Genomic DNA, 20,972 nt, shown 5'->3' on the forward strand with positions numbered 1-20,972 from the left:
GCGCCCTCACGACAGCTACCTTGACGTTCCCAGCAAGTCTTGGTGACCGCTCATGCAGGCGCTTCGCAAGCCCATACGTCAACGCCCGCGCATCCGGCCGCGCGAAACCGGCCGCTCTGCCGGCTTCGCTCTGCACGAGGTGCTTTGCGCGCTGGTCGTGCTTGGCATCGGGCTGATGCCAATGATGGGGATGGCGCCCGGGGCGCTGTCCCGGCAGCGTGAATTCGACACGCTGGCCCAGGCGGCAAGGCTTGCAGCAGAGCGTGCTGAACTGGAAGTCGCACAGCCGGCAACGTGCGGGGGCGTCCCGGCATTTGCGTGCCCGGACGACGCCCGACTGATCATGGCAGGACGGCCTGGCGCGCAGGCCGGCATGCCCTCGATCGCCTTGTGGGTGCGGCCATGACATGGTCCGCATCGAAGGCATTCACGCTGGTCGAACTGCTGGTGGCACTACTGCTCAGCTTCATCGTCGCCGCGGCGGCCATTGCCGCGTTCCACGCCACGCATACTGCCTACCTCACCACCACCGACCGCGTCCTGCTCGAAGAACGCGGCCAGCGTGCCCTGACGATCCTCTCCACGCTGCTGCGCCAGTCCGGATGGCCGGGCGAGCCCTCCTCCGCCAGCCCCCACGCAGCGTTGCCCGCCGTCAGCGGCGCCGACAACTGCGGGCAGCCTGCCATTGGTGCCGTGCCGTCCTGCGGCAAGGCCGGCATCGGCCGCAGCGATGCGCTGCTGGTCCGCTTCAGCGGCAGCGGCCTGCCGGCGGCGCCGGCGCAGCCGGATGAAACCATGACCGATTGCAGTGGCTACGCCGTCGCGGCGCGCACGGCCGGCGCTGACGCACACAGCGGTTACGTCGCAGCCAACCTGCTCTATGTCGCGGCGGGCAGCGACGGCGTGCCGCAACTGCTGTGCCGCTATCCGGCGCGCCGCAGTGGCGTGATCGATGGCAGTGGCTGGACCTCCGGCGCGCTGGTCCGTGGCGTTGAATCGCTGCAAGTGCGCTACGGCCTGGATACGGATGACGACGGCCGGCCCGACCGCTTCGAGACCGCGACCGAGATCCAGCCGCTGGGTGAGGCCGCCTGGCAGCGCGTGGTGGCCGTACAGATTGCCATCGCCGTGCGCGGCGACCGCCCTGGCTCGGCGGCGGCAGGTCCGGCCAGCGGCGCAGGCCCGCTGCCAACGCCCGGCACCGCGGTCGACGACCTGGCGCCGGCGGCGACGCCGCAGCCAGGCACGGCTCGCCGCGTGTTCTCCACCACGGTACGGCTGCGCAATGCGCCACGCTGCCAGGAGTCGCTGTGCTAGCGCGCCGCCTGCCAGGCTGTCGCCAGTCGGGTGCCGTCACGCTGCTGCTCTGCGGCACGATGCTGCTGCTGGTGGTGCTGATCGCTGCCGGCACGCTGCACATGCTGCTGTCAGGCAGGCAACTTGCCGTCATGCAGCTCGAACGCGAAATCGCATTCCGGGCCGCCGAGGTGGCATTGCTCGATGCCGAGGCGGACCTGCTGACCGCGGCGGCATCGCAAGACATGAACGACCGGCTCGGCATCTGGCCGGCACCGGGGCACTGCGGCAGCGGCCGGCAGGCCGGCATTTGCCGGCCTGCGGTGGCGGGTCCGCCTGTGTGGCAGCCCTGGCTGCTGGTGGATGCCGACGCCGATGCCGTCGGCGTTCCGCTCGGGCGCTTTAGCGGGGCGTCACTGCCGGTGCTGCCCGCCGGCGCGGCCGGGACGCAGGAACTGCCACGGTATGTCGCCGAGATCCTGGACGAGGCACCATCCGGCTACGGCGTTCAGGACACCGCCCCTTCCACCACACTGGCGCCCAGAATCCGGATCACGGCCATCGGCTTCGGCCGCAGCCGCGCCGTGCGCGCCGTGGTCCAGGGTGTGATCCAGCCATGATTCGTTCCGCCGCTGCCCTCGCCTGCCTTGCCATCGCCTTTGCCCCGGTGTGGGCCGCCACCGGATCGGAAGCCGGCCGGCTGCCCCTGGCCTACCGGACCATGGACGGTGCCTATCCGTGGACCGGACGCTTGTTCGCTGTCGGCTGGCAGGGTTCGGCGCCGGTGCCGTCGCCTTACCTGTGGGAAGCCGGCGAGCGCCTCGACCGCCGGGCTGTTTCATCGCGCCAGGTGTTCACGTCCTTGGTCCCGATGGGCGAAGCGCCGGAGCGCGCCATACCGCTGCAATGGGATGCCGTTGCAGCCGCGTTGGGCACTATGGGTAGTCCTGATCCTGTGAACGGCCTTGATCGCGCCGCTCTCGGGTGGCTGCGCGGCGACCGCACCCATGCAAGCCTGCGCCCGCGCGAAACGAGGCTGGGCAACGCAGCCGGAGCCCGCGTTCGGGTAGTAGCGCCGCCTGCGTGGGCCCCTGGCAAACCCGGGCACTCCGTCTTTCGCGCGCGTTACAGCCTGCGCCCCCACATGGTCTGGCTCGGCACCAGCGACGGGCTGCTGCATGCGTTCGACGCCGTGAGCGGCGAGGAACGTGCCGCCTATCTGCCCGGCGTGCTGCTGCCCTTTGCTGCTGCAATGGCGGCGACCGACGCGCCACTGGCACCCTCCCCCTGCCCGCGTCCTGAAGCGCAGGACGTGATGATCCGCGGCGAATGGCGCACGGTCTTGCTGTGCGCCATCCCCGTCAATGCCAAGGCAGGCAATCCCGCAGCGGCCTTTGCGCTTGACGTTTCCGATCCCGACGGTCCGATGCCCTTTGTATCGTTGTGGGAGATCGCCGCTACGGACGTTTTGCCCATGACTGCGCGCGGACCGGTACGTGCCGCAGGCATGCGTGGCCCGGACGGCTTGCGCTGGTTCGCGGTCGTGACACTGGGCGCCACGGGCAATGACAAAGCGGGCGCTGTCCGTTCCGGGCTTGCGCTTCTGCCGCTGGACAAGCCCGCCGGGGCCGGCATGGGCCGGACGGTACGACGTCCGCACATTGCCATTGCCGGAGCGCGACTGCCTGGACAGGCCGACGGCCGGCAACCTCGTGGCGGTGAGCGTGCTGTCCGACATGACAGGCGCGGCCCGCGCCGCCTATGCGACAGACGATGCCGGCCAGCTATGGCGCTTCCCGCTCGCCGACGCGCCACAATCGGCAGACGCGCCTGCCGCGTCATGCCTGCACCGGATGCAGGGACCGGCGCAGCCGCTGACGGATGAAGCGCCCGTGCTGCTCGGATCCTCAACGGCACCGGTCGTGGTCTATGGCGCGGGCAATGAACTCGCGGCGGTGCCTGACCTGTCGACCCCGCGCGGCGCCAGGGCGGGCGCGCTGGTGCCGGTCGCGGCGCAAGCGGGCGAAGGCGGCCACATCCTGCGCGCGCAGCCTGACGGCGCCAACGATGCCGGCTGGCATCTGACCCTGCCCCATGCCGGCGAACAGGTCGTGGAGATCCAGCCGGTGTTTCCCGGCTATCTGCTGTTCTTGACACGCACGCCCGATGGCGCACAACGCAGCTACCTGGTGCTGGCGGCGACCGGGGAGTCGGTCACCCAGAGCGGCATCGGCGAACGCCCGCATGTAGCCACCGGCCACCTACTGCCCCCGGGGGCCAGCGTGTTCGTGACCGCTGCCCAATTGCCCGCCGCACCGCCGCAGCCGGGCCGCACCGCGCGCCAGGCATACGCGTTGTCGCTCTGGGCTGTCGATGGCAACAAGGTTGCACGGCTATCGCAAACCCTGGCCAGCCGGCGCGTCGGGCGCCTGCGCTGGCGCGAGATCGTGGGCCCGGCGCGAGAGGACCTGCCATGACCGCCGCGACATCACCATCCCGGCACGATTGCGCGTTCAGCCTGGTCGAGCTTGCGGCGGCGCTGGCCGTGCTGGCCATCCTCGCGGCCATCGCCTTGCCCGCGTGGCACGGCCACCTGATGCGGGGCTGGCGGGCGCAGGCCCATACCGCGCTGACCGAGGCAATGCTGCAACTGGAGCGGCACGCCGTCGGCACCATGACGTTCGCCGCCGAACCCGGTGCCGACGTGGCAGCCGGCGACTGGCCCCTGCGGGTGCCGGCCAGCGGCACCGTGCGCCATCTGGTGACCGCCGGCGCATGCCCGCAGGCCACGCTGGATGCCTGCGTCGAGCTACGCGCCGTCCCGCAACTGCCCGACCCCGAGTGCGGGGTACTGATCCTGCGCAGCACCGGCCAGTGGCTGGCGCTGCCTGAAGGGGAAGCCGTGCCGCGGCGGCTTCCGGCCCATTGCTGAAGCCGCGATGACCCTCAGCAAGCGCCGCCGCCACGGCCTGACCCTGGCCGAACTGCTCGCCGGCCTGGCCATCCTGGCCCTGCTGGCGGCGGCAGCCTATCCAGTATTCAGCAGCCTGCTCGCGCGCCAGCAGGTCACGCTGGCGGCCGACCGGCTGGCGGCGTCGCTGGCGCTGGCGCGGGCCACCGCACTGGCGCGCCGCATCGAGGTGACGCTGCAGCCGCTGCCGGGCGAGGCGACGCTGGGCCCCGGCTGGCAGCTGGTCGCCGCCAGCGGCGACCCGGACCGCCGCGCGGTGCTGTCCGTTGTCGAGCCCGGCATGCCCTGCCTCTCGGTATCACTGCGCCAAACCGCCCGCGGCATCAATGTGCTGAAATTCCTGCCTGTGGGATACTCTCGATCTGAGCAGGGTGGTTTCCAGGCCGCCACTTTCACGCTCGGCTGCCGTGGCGAGCAGCGGCAAGTCAGGCTGGGCGCGCAGGGACGTATCCGACTCTGCACACCCGGCCGCGACGCTGACTGCGAGGCGACGGAGTCCTCCGGACCGCCATGATCCCGGCAGCCCTGTCTTCCCAATCGCTGTGCCAAGGCAAACCTGACCGCCGAATGTTTTCCGATACCGACCACGCCGCCATGCAACAGGCTCTCACGCTCGCCGCGCGGGGCATGTTCAACACCACGCCCAACCCACGCGTCGGCTGCGTGCTCGTCAAGGGTGGCCAGGTCATCGGGCAGGGATTCACCCAGCCGGCGGGGCAGGACCATGCCGAGATCCAGGCCATGAAAGACGCGCTGTCGCGCGGGCTGGATCCGGCCGGCGCCACCGCCTACGTCACGCTGGAGCCGTGCAGCCATTTCGGGCGCACGCCGCCCTGTGCCGATGCCCTGGTGCGCGCGGGCGTGGCACGCGTGGTGGCGGCGATGGAAGACCCCAACCCGTCGGTATCCGGGCGCGGCCTGCAGCGGCTGCGCGATGCCGGCATCGACGTGCGCTGCGGCCTGCTCGAAAAGGAAGCGCGCGACCTGAATATCGGCTTTGTCTCGCGCATGACGCGCGGACTGCCGTGGGTGCGCGTCAAGGTGGCGGCGTCGATGGACGGCGGCACCGCGCTGCATGACGGCACCAGCCAGTGGATCACCGGCCAGGCCGCGCGCGACGATGGCCACGCCTGGCGCGCCCGCGCGTGCGCCATCCTGACCGGCATCGGCACCGTGCGCGACGACAACCCCGCGCTGACGGTGCGGGCCATCGACACGCCGCGCCAGCCGCAGCGGGTGCTGGTCGATTCACGGCTGGAAGTGCCGCTGGACGCGCAGATCCTGACGCCGGACAACGGGGAGTTCGCCAAGCCGGTGCTGGTGTTCTGCGCGGTGGAGGACCGACAGCGCCAGCGCGCACTGGAAGGCCGTGGCGCCGAGGTCGTGGTTCTGCCCAACCCGCACGGCAAGGTCGAATTGCGCCGCATGCTGGAGGAACTCGGCCGGCGCGGCATCAATGAGCTGCACGTCGAGGCCGGCTTCAAGCTCAACGGTTCGCTGGTGCGCGAGCGCTGCGCCGACGAGCTGCTGATCTACCTGGCGCCCAAGCTGCTGGGCGATGCCCAGGGCATGTTCAACCTGCCGCCGCTGGCGCGGCTGCAGGACGCCGAGCAGTTCCGCTGGCATGAGGTCCGTCAGATCGGCGACGACCTGCGGCTGATTGCCCGGCGCAACGACGCGTAGTGCAACACACCACGGCACCGCGCATCAAGATTCCCAATACCCATAGCAGAAGACACCACCATGTTTACAGGCATTGTCGCGGCGGTCGGCCGCATTGATTCCGTTACCCCGCTGGGCGCCGCCGATGCCGGGGTGCGCTTGCATATCGCCGCGGGCGGCCTGGACCTGTCGGACGTCATCATCGGCGACAGCATTGCCATCCAGGGCGCCTGCATGACCGTGATCGCCATGGGCCCTGACGCGTTCGACGTCGAGGTCTCGCGCGAATCGCTGGACAAGACCGTGGGCCTGGACGGCGCCGGCCGCGTCAACCTGGAAAAGGCGCTGCGCCTGGCCGACCGCCTGGGCGGCCACCTGGTGTCCGGGCACGTCGACGGCCTGGGCGAAGTGGTGCACTTCGCGCCGGTGGGCGAATCGCATGAACTGCGCATCCGCGCCCCGCGCGACCTGGCACGCTACCTGGCCTACAAGGGCTCGGTGGTGGTCAATGGCGTGTCGCTGACCGTCAACCGTGTCAATGACGAAGCCGACGGCTGCGTGTTCTCCATCAACCTGATCCCGCACACGGTGGAAGTCACCACGCTGCAGGAACTCAAGCCGGGCGCGCGCGTGAACCTGGAGATCGACCTGATCGCGCGGTACGTGGAGCGGATGCTGTCGACCGCACAGGTTCCCGCCTGATCAACGCAACAATGGGGCGGCTACCACGGCGCCGCCCTTGTCCACTACTTGCCCGCTACTTGCCCTCGTCGGGCACGTTGTAGGCCTCGCGCAGCTTGTCGGTGAAGGGGCGCAGCGCTTCCACGCAGGCGGCGCTGTTGCCGCCCTCCATGGTCGACAGGCTCCAGTTGCAGCCGCCGGCGTCCGGCGCGTGCCACACGATGTCGCCAAAGCAGGCACCCTCGCACGCGGGCACTTTCGCTTGCTCGGCCCGTACCATGGCTCGCAGTTCGGCCTTGTTCTTGATCTGCCTCGACATGCTGGTCTCCCTTAGTTTGACAAAGCCTGCGGGCGCGAACGGGCTGGCGCCCTGATTTGAAGTCCGGACCGCCGTCTGCGCGGCGGTATCCACGGGGCGTGGCATGCCCTTTTGCCTGAGCTTACGCTGTCACGCCACTTCTGTGGCGATTTACTTCCTGTGCTCCCGGCACCGGCGGCCGGCGCGCAGCTGTGGCAAGTGCGCCGCACGGGGTCCCGCGGGCCTCAGTTGTAAGTGAACTAGGCTGCGCGGGGCCCGCCACCTAGAATAGTTAAGCAGCGCCTTCGTGGCATGTCCGCTCACAGGCGCTCGCCACTCGTTTCCGGGCTCCCCCTCCCTCGACAACGGTCTTAGGACTGGTGACTCCTGAAGTCACTCACGGGGACCACCGGGACCTTCATGTACCCCTGCCCCGCCGCGCCGCGCGCTCGTCCGCGAGCTGGCGCTCCCGCCCTTGCTTTCGATTACCGGCCTGGCCGCTGCCTGGTCCTTCATGAAGGAAACCACCGTGCCTGATCCCGCCCCCAGAATCCTGTATCAGCGCCTTCCGGCGATGCGCCTGCTGCGCGACCGGCATCCCGCCGCATCGGTGCGGGCGCGCCTGGGCTTTGTGCGCCTGGCACCGACCCACCTGCACCGTGCCGCCACGCTGCTGATCGACTGGGACCTGGCGGCGGGCGACGGATGGCCGCGGCTGCAGCCGCCGTCTTCACCCCTGCCAAAGACATTCCGGCGTCCCGGCGTCCGGCGTTACGCTGGCTTTCCCTGGTCCAGCGGCAAATGGACCTGACACGAAGCGAGGCTTGACCATGCGCACCCTTCTGTATTTCCGGCTGGACAACATTGCCGCGGCAAGGCGGGCGCAGGCGCAGCTTGGCGAACTGGCTGCAACCGCCGCACGCATTGACGGCCCATGGTTCTTCCAGCGCGACGCCCTGCCGGCCGAAGGCCTGCCCGCGCCCAAGTCGGCGCAGACCACCTATCTCAATGAAGTCGCCGTGGCCGGTCTGGCCGCGGGTGCGCTGCTGATGGCCTGGATCGTATTCCGCTACGGCACGCCGGCCAGCGCGCCTGCGGGCTTCCTGGCCTACCTTGGCGGCATGGCGCTTGGCGCCATGATCGGCTGGTGCCTTGGCGGCGCGCTTGGTGCCAGGATCTTGCGCGCCGGCCTGAGGCGGCAGAAGCGGCAAATGGCGGCAGGCCAGCTGGTAATGGTCTGCGCGTGCAACGCGCAGTCAAAGGGGCGGCTCTGCGAGATCGCCCAGGATGCCGGCGCCGCCGGCATCGACCCACAGGATGGCCGGCTGCCCCTGCGCGGCTGGCTGGCAGACCGCCACTGGCCCACATGGCTTCCAGGCCATGGCCAGCGCGCTATCCCACACAGGAAACAAGCATGAGTGAGAGTTTTTTCTATCAGCATTGCCACGTCGTCGTGACGCTGGCCGAGGTCACCTTCGGCAAGTGGGAATGGTCGTATGCGCTGGACGCGCACGCCAGGTTCACGAAACCCAACGCCGGCTTCCTCACGCGCGAACTCGCGCTGGCCGACGCGAGCCGCGCGGCCAGGTCACGCATCGCCAGGACAATGCGCCTGCGTACCGCGGCGCCTGACGCCACGCCGCTAGCGATCGCCGCATAGGCGTCACTCGTCGTTCTGGTCCGCCCCCACTGCCTGCTGGACATTGCGCGACAGCATCCAGTCCGATATCGCCAGCATCACGGCCCGCTCCCGGCCAACGAAGCCATGCGCTGAAAATGCCTCGCAAGGCTCGCCCCGCGCGCCTTTCGTGCCGTGCACCGTGACCAGCGGCAGGCTGCCCTTGCGCGCCACGATGCTGCGGTACTGTGTCAGCGGGCAGGGATCGTCCTGGTGGTGGACAAAGAGCTGATCGGTCTTGACCGCCGCCCAGTTGAAATCCCGCATCGGCAATCCATGGGACAAGCCCTTGCCGACGCGCGGGTCGGTAAAGGTGGCAGTGTGCACCGCGCCGTCAATGCGACCGGCAAGCTTCAGCGCAAGGAAGGCACTGGATACCGTGCCATAGCTCGTGCCCACCAGATAGATCTTGCTGACCCCCAGGTCGGCCTTCAGCTTGTCGATGGCCGCGCCGATGTCCTGGGCGTACTGGTCCGAGGTGCGGTATGCATCGTCGCAGTGTTCCCAACGCGCGGTCGGGCAATCGACCATCACCGTCAGCACCTTGTCGCTGACCAGGTGCCGGCGTGCACGCACCAGGAAATTGCCGCGTAGCTGGTAGCCTGGCGCGCCGCCGGCCGCAACCTGGACCTTGAGCACGCCCGGATAGCCAGGAAACAACAATGCCGCAACCTGCGGCTGGCTGCCGGGCAGCTTGCTGACCACCAGGTTCAGGTCGGAGCCAGCGCCAAGCGGCACCGTGACAAGGCGCTCTTCCAGGCCCGCATCCTGGGCAATGGCCATGAGGCTGACGCAAGCCAGCCATAACGCCATCAGGACTTTCATCGTCTGTCTCCGCCGTTTGGTTTTCGGGTCACATTGCGCGTGACCAATATAGCCAGTTGCCGGCCCGGGCGCCTTCCTCCATCCGGCGGGGGCTGCCCCGCCTCGGGGCAGCCCGGGCAAAATCCGCCGTCGCCGCCCTCCCGCCTTGCCTGCCTTGGCGTACAATACTCGGCTTGACTGGGCGACCTGCCGGGCGTATATGGCCTGGCAGGCCCGGCCCGACGCCCCGCCTCAGTCCGGCCGCTTTCAACCGCGGCCATGGTTCCTGCCCCAGCTATTCGCCGGTTTTTCGCTCGATTCGCCCCAACTTGCCGTTCTGCACGCCATGACAATCGCCCGCACCGAAGACATCATTGCCGACATCCGCGCCGGCCGCATGGTCATCCTCGTCGATGAGGAAGACCGCGAGAATGAGGGCGACCTGGTGCTGGCTGCCGATTTCGTCACCCCGGAAGCGATCAACTTCATGGCCAAGCACGGCCGCGGGCTGATCTGCCTGACGCTGACCGCCGAACGCTGCCGTCAGCTGGACCTGCATCCGATGGTGAGCCGCAACGGCACCCAGCACGGCACCAACTTCACCGTGTCGATCGAGGCCGCCGAGGGCGTGACCACCGGCATTTCCGCGGCCGACCGCGCCCGCACCGTGCAGGCTGCCGTCGCCCGCGACGCCAGGCCGGCCGACCTGGTCCAGCCTGGCCATATCTTCCCGCTGACGGCCCAGCCCGGCGGCGTGCTGATCCGCGCCGGCCATACCGAGGCCGGCTGCGACCTGGGCACCCTGGCGGGCCTGACGCCGGCGGCCGTGATCTGCGAGATCATGAAGGACGACGGCACCATGGCGCGCCTGCCGGACCTGATTGAGTTCGCACAGGAACATAACCTGAAGATCGGCACCATTGCCGACCTGATCCACTACCGCAGCCGCACCGAGAGCATTATCGAGCACGTGGGCGAGCGCGCCATGCAGACCCCCTACGGCACCTTCCGCAGCATCGCCTACCGCGACAAGCCCACCGGCCAGGCCCACCTGGCGCTGGTCAAGGGTTCGCCCGCGCCGGACCAGGAAACGCTGGTGCGCGTGCACGAGCCCTTCTCGGTGCTGGACCTGCTGGAAGTGAAGCGTACGACGCATTCGTGGAGCATCCCGGCTGCGCTGGAAGCCATCGCCGGCGCCGACTGCGGCGTGGTGGTGCTGCTGAACTGCGGCGACTCTGCCGACCAGCTGTTCACGCAGTTCAGCGCGCTGGACGCGCCGCAGTCGCGCCCGCGCCGCAAGCCCGACCTGCGCACCTATGGCATGGGCGCGCAGATCCTGAAAGACGTAGGCGTGGGCAAGATGCGCGTGCTGGCGTCGCCGCAGCGCATGCCCAGCATGACCGGTTACGATCTGGAAGTCACCGGCTACCAACCCATGAACGGCGCGGCCGACTAAGCCTGCGCCACCCGAACACCCCGGCAGCGCGCAGCGGCGCCGCTGCCGCCCCGAAAACTGGAGAACTGAACAATGGATCACGGCTTCTACCCCAGCAACCTCGACGGTGAAGGCCTGCGTATCGGCATCGTGCAGGCCCGCTTCAACGAGCCGGTCTGCGCCGAACTGCTCGAAGCCTGCGTGGCCGAGCTGGAAAAGCTTGGTGTCGAGGGCGAAGACACCCTGGTGGTGACCGTCCCCGGTGCACTGGAAATCCCGCTGGCGCTGCAGAAGATGTGTGAAAGCGGCCAGTTCGACGCCCTGGTCGCCCTGGGCGCCGTGGTGCGCGGCGAGACCTACCACTTCGAGCTGGTCTCGAACGAGTCGGGCGCCGGCATCACCCGCGTTGGCCTGGACTTCAACGTGCCCATCGCCAACGGCATCCTGACCGTCGACACCGACGAGCAGGCCCACGCCCGCACTCGCGAGAAGGGCCGCGACTGCGCCCGCGCCGCGGTAGAGATGGCCAACCTGGTGGTTGCGCTCGATTCGCTGCGCGGCCAGGAAGACGAGGACGAGGACGACGATGAGTGATACGTCGAACACCCCCGACAACGACGGCGGCAAGGCAGCCGGCGGCAAGCCCGCCGCGGCCCGCACCGAAGCCAAGGCACCGCCCAAGAGCGCGCGCCGCCGCTCGCGCGAGCTGGCCCTGCAGGGCCTGTACCAATGGCTGCTGAACCGCAACGACATCGGCGCGATCCAGGCCCACCTGCATGACGCGCAAGGCTTCAACAAGGCCGACCGCGAGCACTTCGACGCGCTGCTCAACGGCGCCGTGCGCGAAGAGGCCCGCCTGACCGCCGCGTTCGAGCCCTTCCTGGACCGCACCGTGAACGAGCTGTCGCCGGTGGAGCGCGCCGCCCTGCTGGTCGGCAGCTATGAGCTGGTGCACTGCCTCGACATCCCGTACAAGGTCGTGATCAACGAAGCCGTCGAGCTGACCAAGACCTTTGGCGGCGTCGAGGGCTACAAGTACGTCAACGGCGTGCTGGACAAGCTCGCCGCCCAGGTACGCGCGGCCGAGGTCGCGGCACGCCGCTGAACTGACTGCATCGCAGCCGGGCCTGTGCGGCCGGCCACAGTGCATCGCAGCGCCTGCACGCGGCCGCGATGAAGACGACACCCGCCCAGGCGGGTGTTTTCGTTCCTGCCTACCTAATATTGACTGAACGGGCCCCGAAGGCCCGCCCCGGACCACCATGGACATCCAGCGCTTAGCCACCGCCTCCCGCCTCGCCAATATCGATGCCTTCCACGTGATGGAGCTGGCCAAGCAGGCCGCCGAACTGGAACGCGCCGGCCGCCATATCGTGCACATGGGCATCGGCGAGCCGGACTTCACCGCCGCCGAGCCGGTGGTGCGCGCGGCCGAAGCCGCCATGCGCCGCGGCGTCACCCAGTACACCGGCGCGCTCGGCATCCAGCCGCTGCGCGAGGCCATCGCCGGCTATTACAAGACGGCCTACGGGCTGGATATCCCGGCCCGGCGCGTGATCGTCACGGCCGGCGCCTCGGGCGCGCTGCTGCTGGCCTGCGCGGTGCTGGTCGAGATCGGCGCCGAGGTGCTGATGCCCGACCCCAGCTATCCGTGCAACCGCCACTTCGTCGCCGCCTTCGACGGCGCCGCGCGCATGATCCCGAGCGGCCCGGCCGAGCGCTTCCAGCTGACCGCCGCGCAGGTCGAGGCCAACTGGGGCGAGCAGACCCGCGGCGTGCTGCTGGCGTCGCCCTCCAACCCGACCGGCACCTCGATCCTGCCCGACGAGCTTGCCCGCATCCTGCAAGCCGTGCGCGCGCGCAACGGCTTCGCCATTCTCGACGAGATCTACCAGGGCCTGTCCTATGACGCCCCGCCGGTCTCGGCCCTGAGCCTGGACGAAAACGTGGTCACGGTGAACAGCTTCTCCAAGTACTTCAACATGACCGGCTGGCGCCTGGGCTGGCTGGTGGTGCCGGAAGCGCTGGTGGAGGCGTTCGAGAAGGTGGCGCAGAACCTCTTCATCTGCGCGTCCGCCGTGGCGCAGTACGCCGCGCTGGCCTGCTTCACGCCCGAGGCGCTGGCCATCTACGACGAACGCAAGGCCGAGTTCCGCCGCCGCCGCGACCTGATCGTGCCGGCACTGGAGTCGCTGGGCCTGCGCGTGCCGGTGCACCCCGACGGCGCCTTCTATGTCTACGCCGACTGCCGCGGCGTCAACCACCCCGCCGCCGGCGATGCCGACCGGCTGACGCAGGCGATGCTGCACGACGCGGGCGTGGTAATGGTGCCGGGGCAGGACTTCGGCCCGCATACGGCGAAGGATTACATCCGGATCTCGTACGCGACCTCGCGCGAGAACATCGAGGAGGCGATGGCGCGGCTCGGCAAGCTGTTCCGCTGACCGGCCTTTACTGCGGCCCCTGCTGCGGCTGCGGCAGGCAAAAGAAAAGCACCCCGCGGGGTGCTTTTCTTATTGGTGCTGCCAGGGTCAGCCTCAGGCGCTGTGCGGCCCGGCGTTGGCTTCCAGCTTTTCGGTGGGCGCGTGCTCGGCCGGGGCCTTGTCGTCGGCCGCCTTGTCTGCATTGGCGGGCGCGTTGCGCACGCCAAGCAGCTGCCGCAGGCGGGCACGCTCGGCCAGCACCCTGGCGCCATAGCCGCCGTCGGTGGCCGTGGTGGCACCGACGTAGTACTTCAGGCCGCCTTCGATCGAGCCGGCGCGGGCGATACAGTCCTTGAGCACCAGCGCGCCGATCTTGATATTGGCGTACGGATTCAGCGCCGCGGCCACGCCGCCGACGGCTTCGTACTTGTCCTGGTGGACCTTGGTCATGACCTGCATCAGGCCCTGCGCGCCCACGCCGCTTTCGGCATAGGGGTTGAAGCTGGATTCGATCGCGATCACGCCCAGGATCAGCAGCGGGTCGATGCCGACCTCGCGGCCGGTCAGGTAGGCTGCCTTGACCAGTTGCGCAGTGGCCTGGGCCGCCACGCGGTACTTGCGGGCAATGTAGTCAGCCACGGCCGCCTGCTCGCGGGCGGTGCCCAGCGTGCTGGTGCTGCGGGCATCCATCGCCACGCGCGTCACCGGGATCTGCGCGGCCAGGTGTGCAACCGACGGCACCTTGCCGGCAGCCGCCAGGCTCCATTCGTCCACGCCCGACACCGTCGGCAGGCCGATCTTGCCACCATGGCCATAGCCAAGCTTGGCCGCCGCGACATCGGCCGAACTCGACGGCACGGCATTGCTGACCGCGGCAGGCGCTGCCGGCATGGCAGCACTTACCAGCACCGCAGGTGCTTCGTCACCCGCCAGCATTGCGGCCAGCGTAGTGCGCCATTCCTGGCTCAGCGACAGCGACACGGCCGAAACGACCGCGACCACGCCCAGGCTGTTCAGGGCGTACTTCAGCGTTGCGCGGCCACCGCGCAATGCGCGGCCCGCGACCGGATGCGCGAGACGGACCTGCAATGCCCGCCTCACTCCGGGTACCGGCTGTCGGAGACGGACCTGCAAGGCCCGCCCGATGCCGGGAAGATGAAGGGTTTTCCAACCGCTCATGCTTACCTCCATCCGTTGCCCGCTTCGCGTGCCCGACTGCGGCGCGCGCCCGATCTCAACGTACTCAAGTAAGGATGCCGCGCCGTCTAGCAGTGACGACCAAGCATCTGTTGGCAGGCGCTCCCCGTGCGCCCAACTGGAAACAGGCAACGCTCTGGGGGAGCGCAACCTGCCACGACTAAACTCACTACGCTCCGGCAAGTCGCCGGAGGCGACCCGTCGGCCCGCTATGCATCGGGCCCGACTATCGGTCCTTGCTGGAGGGATTTTCTGGCACGCTTTTCTTTGATGTGCACCCCTTGACACAGGGGGAAAATCCATGCTGCGACGCAACACTCCATGGAGCAGACCGGATTGTAGGAACGCTGTTATATCCCGTCAAGAATAACAATCGCAGCTTCTACTACTTTTGGTTATTTGTAACAACGTCGATTTAGTCGGCCCGGAATCACCTGTGCGCCCGCAAACGCAGGCCTGGCCTTGGGTATTCGCCATCGGAGCAGCGCTTGCACCGGCAAAAAACTTACAATTCGCAGGGCGTCGTGCCGATGTTTTTTTTGCAGCCAGGCGGGTGAATGTGTATCGTCACCGACTTCAGCAGCGCATCGCGGCGGTCCGTGCGGATGCCGCACCACAACAGAATTCACTATGCAATACAAAGACTTGCGCGATTTCATCGGCCAACTGGAAGGCATGGACGAGCTGCGGCGCATCGCCCGGCCCGTCGCGCCCAACCTGGAAATGACTGAAGTCTGCGACCGCCTGCTGCGCGCCGGCGGCCCTGCGGTCATGTTCGAGAAGCCTTCGGGCGCCGGCACTGATGGCGGCATCTATAGCGTCCCCGTGCTGGCCAATCTGTTCGGGACGACACGCAGGGTCGCACTTGGCATGGGCGCCGAATCGATGGAAGACCTGCGCGACATCGGCCGGGTCTTGTCAGCACTGAAGGAGCCAGAGCCGCCGCGCGGCCTGCGCGAGGCCGGCAAGCTGTTCACGCTGGCCAAATCCGTGTGGGACATGGCACCAAAGCGTGTCGGCAGCCCTGCCTGCCAGGAGGTGGTCTGGGAGGGCAACGATGTCGACCTGGCGCGCCTGCCGATCCAGACCTGCTGGCCTGGCGATGCCGCCCCGCTGATCACCTGGGGCCTGGTGGTGACCAAGGGTCCGCACAAGAAGCGCCAGAACCTGGGCATCTACCGCCAGCAGGTGATCGGCCGCAACCAGGTCATCATGCGCTGGCTGGCGCACCGCGGCGGCGCGCTCGACTTCCGCGAGCATGCGCTGGCCAACCCCGGCAAGCCATTCCCGATCGCGGTGGCGCTCGGCGCCGACCCCGCCACCATCCTGGGCGCGGTGACGCCGGTACCCGACACGCTGTCCGAATACCAGTTTGCCGGCCTGCTGCGCGGCAGCCGCACCGCGCTGGCCGGCTGCCTGACGCCGACCCTGTCCGAACTGAACGTGCCGGCCTCGGCCGAGATCGTGCTGGAAGGCCATATCCAGCCCGACCCCAACCACCCGTCCGGCTACCAGCACGCGCTGGAAGGCCCGTTCGGCGACCACACCGGCTATTACAACGAGCAGGACTGGTTCCCGGTGTTCACCATCGACCGCATCACCATGCGGCGCGACCCGATCTACCACTCCACCTACACCGGCAAGCCGCCCGATGAGCCGGCCGTGCTGGGCGTGGCGCTGAACGAGGTGTTCGTGCCGCTGCTGCAGAAGCAGTTCCCGGAGATCACCGACTTCTACCTGCCGCCCGAGGGCTGCAGCTACCGCATGGCGCTGGTGCGCATGAAGAAGCAGTACGCCGGCCATGCCAAGCGCGTGATGTTCGGCGTGTGGAGTTTCCTGCGGCAGTTCATGTATACGAAGTTCATCGTGGTGGTCGATGACGATGTCGATGTGCGCGACTGGAAGGAAGTGATCTGGGCCATCACCACGCGCGTCGACCCGAGCCGCGACACGGTGCTGGTCGACAACACACCGATCGATTACCTCGACTTTGCCTCGCCGGTGTCGGGCCTGGGCTCCAAGATGGGCATCGATGCCACCGACAAGTGGCCCGGCGAAACCACCCGCGAATGGGGCACGCCGATCACCATGGATGCGGCGGTCAAGGCGAAGGTCGACACCATGTGGGAAACGCTGTTCGAGCGCCCCGCCAACGGCTGACGGGCACACGGGCCCGTGCCCCGTTATCATGGCAGGCTGATGCCCGCGGCAGACGGGCGCAAGGAGGAGACATGACGACCGCCACCCCGCTCACCGAAGGGAACCTGATGTGGACGCCGTCCGAGGCGTTCCGCGACAGCAGCCAGGTCGCGCGCTTCATGCGCTGGCTGCGCGCCGAGCGCGGCCTGGCTTTCGACGACTACGACAGCCTCTGGCAGTGGTCCGTCACCGAGCTGGAAGCGTTCTGGGACGCCGTGCGCGCCTATTTCGATGTGCACTTCGACACGCCCGCGGCACAGGTGCTGGACCGCCGCGCCATGCCGGGCGCGCGCTGGTTCGAAGGCGCCACGCTCAACTATGTGCAGCAGGTATTCCGCCACGTCGGCAGCGGCGACGCGCGCCAGCGCGCCGCCATCCGCCACGCCGGCGAGGCGCAGCCGCTGGCCGACATCAGCTGGCAGGCGCTTGAGACCCAAGTGGCATCGCTGGCCCATGCGCTGCGCCAGATGGGTGTGCAGCGAGGCGACCGCGTTGCCGGCTACCTGCCCAATGTCCCCGCCACCATCGTCGGCTTCCTGGCCACGGCCAGCCTGGGCGCGGTCTGGTCGGGTTGCGCGCCGGACATGGGCCAGGTCGCGGTGATCGACCGCTTCCGGCAGATCGAGCCCAAGGTGCTGATCGCCATCGATGGCTACCGCTACGGCGGCAAGGTCTATGACCGTGCCCCGGTGCTTGCCGACCTGGTCGCCGCCCTCCCCTCGCTCACCGACCTGGTGCTGGTGCCGCAGACCGGCAGCAACGCCGCGCCGCCCGCCGGCGTGCGTGCGCATGCCTGGCAGGACGTGCTGGCGCACGACGTGCCGCTCGCGATCGAGCCGGTGCCGTTCGACCATCCGCTGTGGATCGTCTATTCGTCCGGCACCACCGGCATGCCCAAGCCGATCGTGCACGGCCATGGCGGCATCGTCATCGAGCAGCTCAAGCTGATGGCCTTCCACAACAACCTGGGCCCGGACGATGTCTTTCACTGGTACAGCAGCAGCGGCTGGATCATGTGGAATGCGCAGGTGGCGGGTCTGCTGCTGGGCACCACCATCGCGCTCTACGACGGCAACCCGGCCTGGCCCGATGCGGGCGTGCTGTGGCGCTTTGTCGACGATGCCGGCGTAACGATGTTCGGCGCTGGTGCGGCGTTCTTCACCAACTGCATGAAGGCCGGCATCGAGCCGGCGCGCATCGCCGACGTGTCGCGCCTGCGCGGGCTCGGCTCGACCGGCTCGCCGCTGCCGGTGGAGGCCTACGACTGGATCTACCGCCATGTGTGCGAAGACATCTGGCTGGTGCCAATGTCGGGCGGCACCGACTTTGCCGGCTCGTTCGTGGCCGGCTGCCCGCTGCTGCCAGTCTATTCCGGCGAGATGCAGTGCCGCTGCCTGGGTGCAAAGGTGGAGGCCTTCGACGACAACGGCCAGGCGCTGATCGACCAGGTGGGCGAACTGGTCTGCACCGAGCCGATGCCGTCGATGCCGCTCTACCTGTGGGGCGATGCCGACGGCAAGCGCTACCGCGACAGCTATTTCGACACCTACCCCGGCGTCTGGCGGCATGGCGACTGGATCAAGATCACGAGCCGCGGCGGCGCGGTGATCTACGGGCGCTCCGACGCCACCATCAACCGCCACGGCATCCGCATGGGCACCAGCGAGCTGTACCGCGTGGTGGAAGACCTGCCCGAGGTGCTCGACAGCATGGTGGTCGACCTGGAATACCTGGGCCGCGAATCCTATATGCCGCTGTTCGTGGTGCTGCGCGAAGGCGTGGTGCTGGACGACGCGTTGCGCGACACCCTGCGCACGCGCATCCGCGAGGCGCTGTCATCACGCCACGTGCCAAACGAAATCGTACAGGCGCCCGGCGTGCCGCGCACGCTGTCGGGCAAGAAGATGGAAGTGCCGATCAAGAAGCTGCTGCTCGGCCACGCATCGCACGGCATCGCCAACCGCGACGCGATGGCCAACCCGGACACGCTCGACTGGTACTTCGACTATGCCGCGCGCTTCCTGAAGGCACGGCAGGCCGAGTCGGCCACGGCGTAGCGCCAGCACCCCCGGCGGCGGCGGCTGATGGGGACATCAGAACTCCACATCCAGTTCGCTGATTTCGTCGGGTTCCTGGCGCGCCGCCGCGATCCACTCCTGCAGTTCCGGCATCGCCAGGATCTGCTTGCAGTAGGCAACCGGCACGGGATCGAGCATCACGCCATAGGTGACAAAGCGCGTCACCACCGGCGCGTACATGGCGTCGGCCATGGTGCGCGTGCCGAACAGGTACGGTCCGCCGTAGCGGGTCAGGCATTCGGTCCAGATCGCCGTAATGCGATCGATGTCGGCCTGCGCGCGCGACCACACTTTCAGCCCCGGGAAATTCCCTTTCAGGTTCATCGGCAGTGCCGAACGCATCGCGGCAAACCCTGAATGCATCTCGCCGCAGATGGCGCGGCAGTGGGCGCGCGCGGCGCGGTCTTCCGGCAGCAGGCCGGCCTTGGGGCGGATCTCGTTCAGGTATTCGGCGATCGCCAGCGTGTCCCACACCGTCACGCCCTGGTGGTGCAGGCACGGGACCAGGATCGAGGGGGACAGCAGCAGGATCTCCGCACGCGCCGCGGCGTCGTCCGGCGGCACCAGCACTTCCTCGAACTCCAGGCCGGCAAAGCGCGCCAGCAACCAGCCACGCAGCGACCACGAAGAATAGGTCTTGCTGCTGATTGTGAGTGTGGTCTTGCTCATCACGCCTCCTTTGCCGCGCCTCGGTGCCCGTCGGCGCGTTCGCGATATCGGTGTCGCATCCTGAGGCCAGCGCGCCGCGCACCCATACAGTGCCCTCATGCGGCACCAGTCTGATGCCGGCAGCCGGGTTCGTGCCACGATGGGGCGCGATACAGCTGCAGCAGGCGCATCTTGCACAACTTGTGCGCGCTCGTGCCCGCCTTTCGCGTGGCACCGCGCAAAGCGCGTGCCAAGCGCGTGCCGATGGCATATATATTGCGGCATGCGGACACCAAAATAACGGGGGCCGAACGATGCTGTACCACGCCTACCAGACCTACGCGGACATGATACTGCCGGCGTGCACGCTGGCGGAGCTTGCTGCCGCGACGCTGGCGGCGAGTCCCCGGGCCGGCGGCTTCGACGCCACGCACCGCCTGCGTGCCGCCTGCGAGCTCATTGCGCTGGCGCGGCTCACGCACCACCGGCCGGCCTTCGGCATCGACAGCGCGATCGTCGGCGGCCAGCCGGTGCAGGTCACCGAGGACGTCGTCGTGCGCACGCCTTTCTGCTCGCTGCTGCACTTCCGCCGCCACGGCATCGCCGGCCAGCCGCGCGTGCTGCTGGTGGCGCCGATGTCCGGCCACTTCGCCACGCTGCTGCGCGGCACGGTGCAGACCATGCTGGCGGACCACGACGTCTATATCACCGACTGGCACAACCCCCGCGACATTCCGTTGCTGGCCGGGCGTTTCGGCTTCGATGAATTCGTGCAGCACCTGATCGCCTTCCTGCAGGCGCTGGGCGGCGGCACGCATCTGGTGGCCATTTGCCAGCCTGCCGTGGCGGCACTGGCGGCGGCGGCACTGATGGCCGAGGACGGGGACCCCGCCCAGCCGCCCAGCCTGACGCTGATGGCCGGTCCCATCGACGCGCGCGTCAACCCGACCAGGGTCAACGAGCTGGCCATGAGCCAATCCCTCGAGTGGTTCGAGCGCACCCTGATCGGCATGGTGCCGCTGCGCTTTGCCGGCGCGACGCGGCGCGTCTACCCGGGACACGTGCAGTTGCTGGCCTTCATGAGCATGAACCCGGAGCGGCACGAGCAGGCGCTGCGCGAGTTCTACGCCCTGCGCGAGCGCGGCGAGGACGACAAGGCCGACGCCATCCGCGACTTCTACATCGAGTACTTCGCCACCATGGACCTGACCGCGGAGTTCTACCTGGAAACCATCAGCCTGGTATTCCAGCGCTTCCTGCTGGCCCAGGGCCTGCTTGAGGTCTGCGGGCGCCGGGTCAGCACGCGCGCCATCCACCGCACCACTCTGCTTACCGTGGAGGGCGAGCGCGACGACATCTGCGCGATCGGCCAGACCGTGGCCGCGCAGGAGCTGTGCACCAGCCTGCCCCCCTACATGCGCATGCATCACGTGCAGACCGGCGTCGGGCACTATGGGGTATTCAACGGCAGGCGGTGGGAGACGCAGGTGTACCCGCTGGTGCGCGACACCATCTACACCAGCAGCTGAGACGGCCCCCGCCGGCGCGCTGGCTTATCATGGCGGCTGCGCCGGGCGGCATGCGAGCGGCACGGCGCCAACG

The 20,972-nt window shown here is 68.5% G+C and carries 23 protein-coding genes; 19 read left to right on the forward strand and 4 right to left on the reverse strand.

The features are described 5' to 3' along the window. Positions 1-52 precede the first annotated feature (52 nt). From DN412_RS00565 to DN412_RS00600, 9 genes are read left to right on the forward strand one after another with little or no spacing between them, the layout of a single operon-like run. Positions 53-406, forward strand: a complete 354-nt coding sequence (locus tag DN412_RS00565) for a type IV pilus modification PilV family protein (protein WP_115012732.1) — start codon at positions 53-55, stop codon at positions 404-406. Then, positions 403-1,317 carry a PilW family protein gene (locus DN412_RS00570; RefSeq protein ID WP_115012733.1) on the forward strand — a complete coding sequence of 305 codons (915 nt, stop codon included), beginning with the start codon at positions 403-405 and terminating at the stop codon, positions 1,315-1,317. Before DN412_RS00565 ends, DN412_RS00570 begins: the two co-directional genes overlap by 4 nt. Continuing rightward, positions 1,311-1,916 (forward strand): pilus assembly protein, encoded by a 606-nt coding sequence (locus DN412_RS00575; RefSeq protein ID WP_115012734.1) that lies wholly within the window; start codon positions 1,311-1,313, stop codon positions 1,914-1,916. Before DN412_RS00570 ends, DN412_RS00575 begins: the two co-directional genes overlap by 7 nt. Beyond that, positions 1,913-3,181 carry a pilus assembly protein gene (locus DN412_RS00580; protein WP_244222522.1) on the forward strand — a complete coding sequence of 423 codons (1,269 nt, stop codon included), beginning with the start codon at positions 1,913-1,915 and terminating at the stop codon, positions 3,179-3,181. The genes DN412_RS00575 and DN412_RS00580 overlap by 4 nt, the downstream gene beginning before the upstream one ends. Positions 3,182-3,188: 7 nt before the next feature. Beyond that, the gene (locus DN412_RS44345) at positions 3,189-3,773 is read left to right on the forward strand and encodes a hypothetical protein (RefSeq protein WP_244222523.1); all 585 of its coding nucleotides are present in this window, start codon (positions 3,189-3,191) and stop codon (positions 3,771-3,773) included. After that, the gene (locus tag DN412_RS00585; RefSeq protein ID WP_115012735.1) at positions 3,770-4,228 is read left to right on the forward strand and encodes a type IV pilin protein; all 459 of its coding nucleotides are present in this window, start codon (positions 3,770-3,772) and stop codon (positions 4,226-4,228) included. The genes DN412_RS44345 and DN412_RS00585 overlap by 4 nt, the downstream gene beginning before the upstream one ends. A 7-nt stretch (positions 4,229-4,235) precedes the next feature. Continuing rightward, on the forward strand, positions 4,236-4,781 hold the full coding sequence (locus tag DN412_RS00590) for a GspH/FimT family pseudopilin (protein ID WP_115012736.1): 546 nt from the start codon (positions 4,236-4,238) through the stop codon (positions 4,779-4,781). A gap of 53 nt (positions 4,782-4,834) precedes the next feature. Further along, positions 4,835-5,950: a bifunctional diaminohydroxyphosphoribosylaminopyrimidine deaminase/5-amino-6-(5-phosphoribosylamino)uracil reductase RibD gene (gene ribD / locus DN412_RS00595; protein ID WP_078197502.1), complete on the forward strand. Its 1,116-nt coding sequence runs from the start codon at positions 4,835-4,837 to the stop codon at positions 5,948-5,950. Positions 5,951-6,010: 60 nt separating this feature from the next. Continuing rightward, positions 6,011-6,631 (forward strand): riboflavin synthase, encoded by a 621-nt coding sequence (locus tag DN412_RS00600; RefSeq protein ID WP_115012737.1) that lies wholly within the window; start codon positions 6,011-6,013, stop codon positions 6,629-6,631. A gap of 55 nt (positions 6,632-6,686) precedes the next feature. Here the strand turns inward: DN412_RS00600 and DN412_RS00605 are convergent, their stop codons facing one another. Continuing rightward, positions 6,687-6,929 (reverse strand): hypothetical protein, encoded by a 243-nt coding sequence (locus DN412_RS00605; RefSeq protein ID WP_115012966.1) that lies wholly within the window; start codon positions 6,927-6,929, stop codon positions 6,687-6,689. A 454-nt stretch (positions 6,930-7,383) separates the two neighbouring features. On the opposite strand from DN412_RS00605, the gene DN412_RS00610 reads away from it, so the two are divergent. The 3 genes from DN412_RS00610 to DN412_RS00620 are packed head-to-tail and all read left to right on the forward strand — an operon-like array spanning position 7,384 to position 8,568. After that, entirely contained in the window at positions 7,384-7,719 is a 336-nt protein-coding gene (locus tag DN412_RS00610) for a hypothetical protein (RefSeq protein ID WP_244222524.1), read from the forward strand. A gap of 19 nt (positions 7,720-7,738) precedes the next feature. Further along, on the forward strand, positions 7,739-8,326 hold the full coding sequence (locus DN412_RS00615; protein WP_115012738.1) for a hypothetical protein: 588 nt from the start codon (positions 7,739-7,741) through the stop codon (positions 8,324-8,326). Further along, positions 8,323-8,568, forward strand: coding sequence for a hypothetical protein (locus DN412_RS00620; RefSeq protein WP_115012739.1), 246 nt, complete (start codon positions 8,323-8,325; stop codon positions 8,566-8,568). Before DN412_RS00615 ends, DN412_RS00620 begins: the two co-directional genes overlap by 4 nt. A 3-nt stretch (positions 8,569-8,571) precedes the next feature. On the opposite strand, the gene DN412_RS00625 is transcribed toward DN412_RS00620, so the two are convergent. Continuing rightward, entirely contained in the window at positions 8,572-9,411 is an 840-nt protein-coding gene (locus DN412_RS00625) for an alpha/beta hydrolase (protein ID WP_115012740.1), read from the reverse strand. 325 nt (positions 9,412-9,736) lie between these two features. Here DN412_RS00625 and ribBA point away from each other — a divergent pair, with 325 nt between their 5' ends. The 4 genes from ribBA to DN412_RS00645 all read left to right on the forward strand — a co-directional run bounded on the left by ribBA (position 9,737) and on the right by DN412_RS00645 (position 13,269). After that, positions 9,737-10,846 carry a bifunctional 3,4-dihydroxy-2-butanone-4-phosphate synthase/GTP cyclohydrolase II gene (ribBA, locus tag DN412_RS00630; protein ID WP_115012968.1) on the forward strand — a complete coding sequence of 370 codons (1,110 nt, stop codon included), beginning with the start codon at positions 9,737-9,739 and terminating at the stop codon, positions 10,844-10,846. 72 nt (positions 10,847-10,918) lie between these two features. Beyond that, a complete protein-coding gene (gene ribH / locus DN412_RS00635; RefSeq protein ID WP_013957645.1) occupies positions 10,919-11,419 on the forward strand; it encodes a 6,7-dimethyl-8-ribityllumazine synthase in 501 nt (166 codons plus the stop codon). Then, entirely contained in the window at positions 11,412-11,930 is a 519-nt protein-coding gene (nusB, locus tag DN412_RS00640) for a transcription antitermination factor NusB (RefSeq protein WP_013957646.1), read from the forward strand. The genes ribH and nusB overlap by 8 nt, the downstream gene beginning before the upstream one ends. A 157-nt stretch (positions 11,931-12,087) precedes the next feature. Further along, positions 12,088-13,269, forward strand: a complete 1,182-nt coding sequence (locus tag DN412_RS00645) for a pyridoxal phosphate-dependent aminotransferase (protein ID WP_078197513.1) — start codon at positions 12,088-12,090, stop codon at positions 13,267-13,269. 93 nt (positions 13,270-13,362) lie between these two features. Here the strand turns inward: DN412_RS00645 and DN412_RS00650 are convergent, their stop codons facing one another. Further along, positions 13,363-14,427 carry a lytic transglycosylase domain-containing protein gene (locus tag DN412_RS00650; protein ID WP_115012741.1) on the reverse strand — a complete coding sequence of 355 codons (1,065 nt, stop codon included), beginning with the start codon at positions 14,425-14,427 and terminating at the stop codon, positions 13,363-13,365. Positions 14,428-15,075: 648 nt separating this feature from the next. Here DN412_RS00650 and ubiD point away from each other — a divergent pair. Both ubiD and DN412_RS00660 read left to right on the forward strand, forming a co-directional pair. Next, on the forward strand, positions 15,076-16,605 hold the full coding sequence (ubiD, locus tag DN412_RS00655) for a 4-hydroxy-3-polyprenylbenzoate decarboxylase (RefSeq protein WP_115012742.1): 1,530 nt from the start codon (positions 15,076-15,078) through the stop codon (positions 16,603-16,605). Positions 16,606-16,676: 71 nt separating this feature from the next. Next, a complete protein-coding gene (locus DN412_RS00660) occupies positions 16,677-18,701 on the forward strand; it encodes an acetoacetate--CoA ligase (protein WP_115012743.1) in 2,025 nt (674 codons plus the stop codon). 36 nt (positions 18,702-18,737) lie between these two features. On the opposite strand, the gene DN412_RS00665 is transcribed toward DN412_RS00660, so the two are convergent. Continuing rightward, positions 18,738-19,391 (reverse strand): glutathione S-transferase family protein, encoded by a 654-nt coding sequence (locus DN412_RS00665; RefSeq protein ID WP_115012744.1) that lies wholly within the window; start codon positions 19,389-19,391, stop codon positions 18,738-18,740. 293 nt (positions 19,392-19,684) lie between these two features. On the opposite strand from DN412_RS00665, the gene DN412_RS00670 reads away from it, so the two are divergent. Continuing rightward, entirely contained in the window at positions 19,685-20,899 is a 1,215-nt protein-coding gene (locus tag DN412_RS00670; protein ID WP_115012745.1) for a polyhydroxyalkanoate depolymerase, read from the forward strand. Positions 20,900-20,972: the final 73 nt, after the last annotated feature.

The organism is Cupriavidus lacunae (assembly GCF_003353055.1).
Classification (GTDB): domain Bacteria; phylum Pseudomonadota; class Gammaproteobacteria; order Burkholderiales; family Burkholderiaceae; genus Cupriavidus; species Cupriavidus lacunae.